Raw genomic sequence first — 2,980 nt, 5'->3', positions numbered from 1 at the left:
CTCGCAAAGTTTCTCGGTATGGAAATTCCTGAATCCAACAATGTGTATGGGCTCATCGATTGCGGCGGCCGCATGAAGGAGTTCGCCGCGGCCTTGCAGCGCTTTCGTGGCGCTGAGGTTCGGCTAAAGGTCTCCCAGTTCGACGGAGCGCAGAGCATTCGCATGGACACCCCCGACGCGTCATTCCACGCGTACAAGAGCCTCGATAGCGAGTTTCTCTTCAATGGAGCGGTGGCAGGAGAGGCTGAGCCCGTATGCCAGTTCACAAGGGAGCTGTACAACGTCCTGCATCAGGCGGGGTTTCGCACTCGTTTCGACGTCTATGACGAGGATGGCGCGACCCTGGCGACGATTGGCGAAGACTTCAGTCCGGCCTCGTAGGCAGGGCACGGCCAGAAGCGGCCGCTCGAGGAAGACCCAGAATTCGCCCGAAAGCAGTCGGTCGGCTGACCGGGCGGGTGCTGCCAACCTACATGCCTTGGCCGTCAATCCAAGAATCGCTCGGCGTAGTCCGGAGGTGGCATCGCGCATGTTTCAGTGCGCCCGAACAACCAATATCGGTTTCGCGCGACCCAACGATAGAGCGCGTCGCGCAAGGGCGCCGGCACCAGCCAGGCTCCCCAAGCGAGACGCCACGGCCATCCCAGCGCATGGAGAATGCGCAGGATGGCAGATGTGTGTCGCCATGTGCGTGCCCCGTCAACAACGAGCAGCGTTTGCAAGCCATCTACTTTCAGACCTGCCTCGGCAAGCAAGCCCTGTCCGGTTGCACCTTGGATTGAAGCGAACCGAACGACTCCCTGTCGGTCGTGTCGCAGCAGAAACTGCACCCAACCGTTGCAGAGCAGGCATTGGGCATCGAAGACAACAATCACACCGGCTCCTTCTCGCTAATCGTCAAGTGACCGCGATAGCTTGCCACGGTGCCAATCGCGGGCAGCGAGGCTTGAACTCGAAAGTGAAGCCGGTCACTTTGCCCCGTCTCCTCCGCAACGACCCTCGGAAGCAGCCAGCGCGGGCATCGCACTCCAAGGAAGTGCAGTCCAATCAAGCGCATCTCGAGTTGGCCTCCTGCATCGCAGAGGTCAAAGGTCAGGCGGGCGGCGCCGAGGTGCTCGACGACCTGACGAGCATCAAGGCGCATGCGTGAGGTCATCTTCTGGCCTGGGAAATGACGGGTCCATGTCTCGGTTTCTGGAGCCGCGTGGAGCTCGAATCGGATGGGGCCGCTTGTCGCCCGGCGAGGTGTTCCAAGGCAAAGCGCGAGGAGCCTTGCCGCGAGCGTTGAAGGCGCATCGGTGTCGACCCAGCCGTGAAGCTCTTGCCACCCGACCAACGTGTGAAAGCGCTGCACGGCGAGTGGAAGACTGTTGAAGCTCTCTCCCATGGCCTGCTCGTACATCGACGCGACTTTCATGCGGCTACCTCTGCCATCTGGATGTTCAGGCCTCGCGCTTCTTCTTCAAAGTCTTCAAGCGACAGGCTACCCACACAGGGCATCGCGCCAAATGGTAGTCCGTCGCCTGCAGCGAGCTTTCGAATCAATGCGGCTGCAGCCAGAGTCGGAACGTACGGCCCGTCGCCATGCGTTGCGACCAGGCTCCAAGTGCGCGACGCCTCGACGCCGTCGCTCCAATGCCCAGAAACCGAAACGTGCATGGCTCCCGCATCGGACCCCCAGCCCTTGAAGATGTCTGCGGTACTTTTGAGCCAGCGCGCGTGCTCGGACCAGTCGCGGACTAGGCCATGGCGAGCGGCCCACGCCATGGCGTTCATCCCTCTGTGCAAGAACGAGAGCTCGAGGCCGGCTCCAAACTGTACGTTTGGCGCGCCGGAATACCGACATGGCAGCAACGCGAGGTCCGGGACATCGCACGGTGACAGCCAGCGACTTCCGACCGGCGCTGGGTAGCGATGGCGACGAGACCCACTCCATCCAATCGCTTGAGTCGGGCCATGGGTGGGTAGCGCCTTTCCACAGTAGCTAAGGATGGCCTTCACGGTCGACAGACCTCGCTCGGTCCTATTGCCGGGACTGATGCCGATGTCGATGTTTCGAACGGTCGACATGCCTCGAACGAGGTGGTCCACGGCCGCGCTGGATAAGGCTGGGACCGAGCTTGCCCCGCTGCTGACGAACACGCCGGCTGCCTTGGCGTTTGAGTCGAGCTCCCGGATTCCGACCACGAAAGCGCGCGCATCGGCCAGGTCGATGTAGTTCGCGCCGACCGATATACATGTTCGCGCGACACGATAATCCTGGCCTTGGAATGGCCCGGAAGCGAGAACGACTGTGGTGGGGGAAAGGCGCTTGAGCTCCCGAGGCAAGTCCGCGGACATGGCGTCCACGACGGCGGCGCCGAGGCGCGCCTTCGACTGCGGGCGCAATTGCTCGACCAAAGCTTGAGCATCCTGAAGGGAGCGACCAGCAACAATAACGTGAGCGTTCGGCTGCGACGTAAGGCGCTCTACCAGTCGACGCCCGAAAAAGCCGTACCCGCCAATGACAACCACGCGGTGTTCAGTCAGTGCTCGGCTCATCGATAGATTTAAGCTTGAGGTGAATGAGCATACATGAGCCTCGGAAGGACTTACCGGTTCCTTGGGTCGGGGTCGGTGGCGTTCCCGCCGGCTGTAACGCCAACAGGCAAATCCGGCCTACAGTTGCCGCTCGCCGTCGTTTAAGCTCCGCCGACCTGCTTCTCGAGGTTTCCCGACATGCTCCAAATGCGTCCCGGCTGTGAGTGTTGTGACCGCGACTTGCCGCCCGATTCATCCGATGCTCGAATCTGCACCTTCGAGTGCACGTTCTGCAGCGAATGCTCAGACCGGCGGCTTGCTGGCACGTGTCCAAACTGCGGCGGCGAATTGCTTCCTCGTCCAAAACGGCCGGCGGACAAGCTCGCGAAGTATCCGGCCTCAACGACGCGAGTGCACAAGCCTGATGGGTGCAGGGCCTCGTCTTGACGCTTCGGCTCAC

5 protein-coding genes are annotated in these 2,980 nt (G+C 61.6%); 2 read left to right on the top strand and 3 right to left on the bottom strand.

All coding sequences use genetic code 11. The features are described from left to right. The coding region (locus EJI01_RS28100; protein WP_221885739.1) for a hypothetical protein at positions 1-381 on the top strand (381 nt) is incomplete at its 5' end. Between the two features lie 104 nt (positions 382-485). Here EJI01_RS28100 and EJI01_RS28095 read toward each other — a convergent pair. From EJI01_RS28095 to EJI01_RS28085, 3 genes are read right to left on the bottom strand one after another with little or no spacing between them, the layout of a single operon-like run. After that, positions 486-875: a thiol-disulfide oxidoreductase DCC family protein gene (locus EJI01_RS28095; RefSeq protein ID WP_126840381.1), complete on the bottom strand. Its 390-nt coding sequence runs from the start codon at positions 873-875 to the stop codon at positions 486-488. Then, positions 872-1,417, bottom strand: coding sequence for a DUF4166 domain-containing protein (locus EJI01_RS28090; RefSeq protein WP_260602732.1), 546 nt, complete (start codon positions 1,415-1,417; stop codon positions 872-874). Before EJI01_RS28090 ends, EJI01_RS28095 begins: the two co-directional genes overlap by 4 nt. After that, positions 1,414-2,541, bottom strand: a complete 1,128-nt coding sequence (locus EJI01_RS28085) for a saccharopine dehydrogenase family protein (protein ID WP_126840380.1) — start codon at positions 2,539-2,541, stop codon at positions 1,414-1,416. Before EJI01_RS28085 ends, EJI01_RS28090 begins: the two co-directional genes overlap by 4 nt. Positions 2,542-2,718: 177 nt before the next feature. On the opposite strand from EJI01_RS28085, the gene EJI01_RS28080 reads away from it, so the two are divergent. Next, complete coding sequence (locus EJI01_RS28080) at positions 2,719-2,967, top strand: DUF1272 domain-containing protein (protein ID WP_126840379.1); 249 nt, start codon at positions 2,719-2,721, stop codon at positions 2,965-2,967. Positions 2,968-2,980: the final 13 nt, after the last annotated feature.

Source organism: Variovorax sp. MHTC-1 (assembly GCF_003984645.1).
Classification (GTDB): domain Bacteria; phylum Pseudomonadota; class Gammaproteobacteria; order Burkholderiales; family Burkholderiaceae_C; genus Variovorax.
The sequence above is the reverse complement of the archived record's forward strand: the minus strand, read 5'-3'. Positions and strand labels throughout refer to the sequence as shown.

Excerpts from the sequence above, each read along its gene's own strand:
- EJI01_RS28090 (WP_260602732.1), bottom strand. The coding sequence starts at position 1,417 with ATGAAAGTCGCGTCGATGTACGAGCAGGCCATGGGAGAGAGCTTCAAC.
- EJI01_RS28085 (WP_126840380.1), bottom strand. The coding sequence starts at position 2,541 with ATGAGCCGAGCACTGACTGAACACCGCGTGGTTGTCATTGGCGGGTAC.
- EJI01_RS28080 (WP_126840379.1), top strand. The coding sequence starts at position 2,719 with ATGCTCCAAATGCGTCCCGGCTGTGAGTGTTGTGACCGCGACTTGCCG.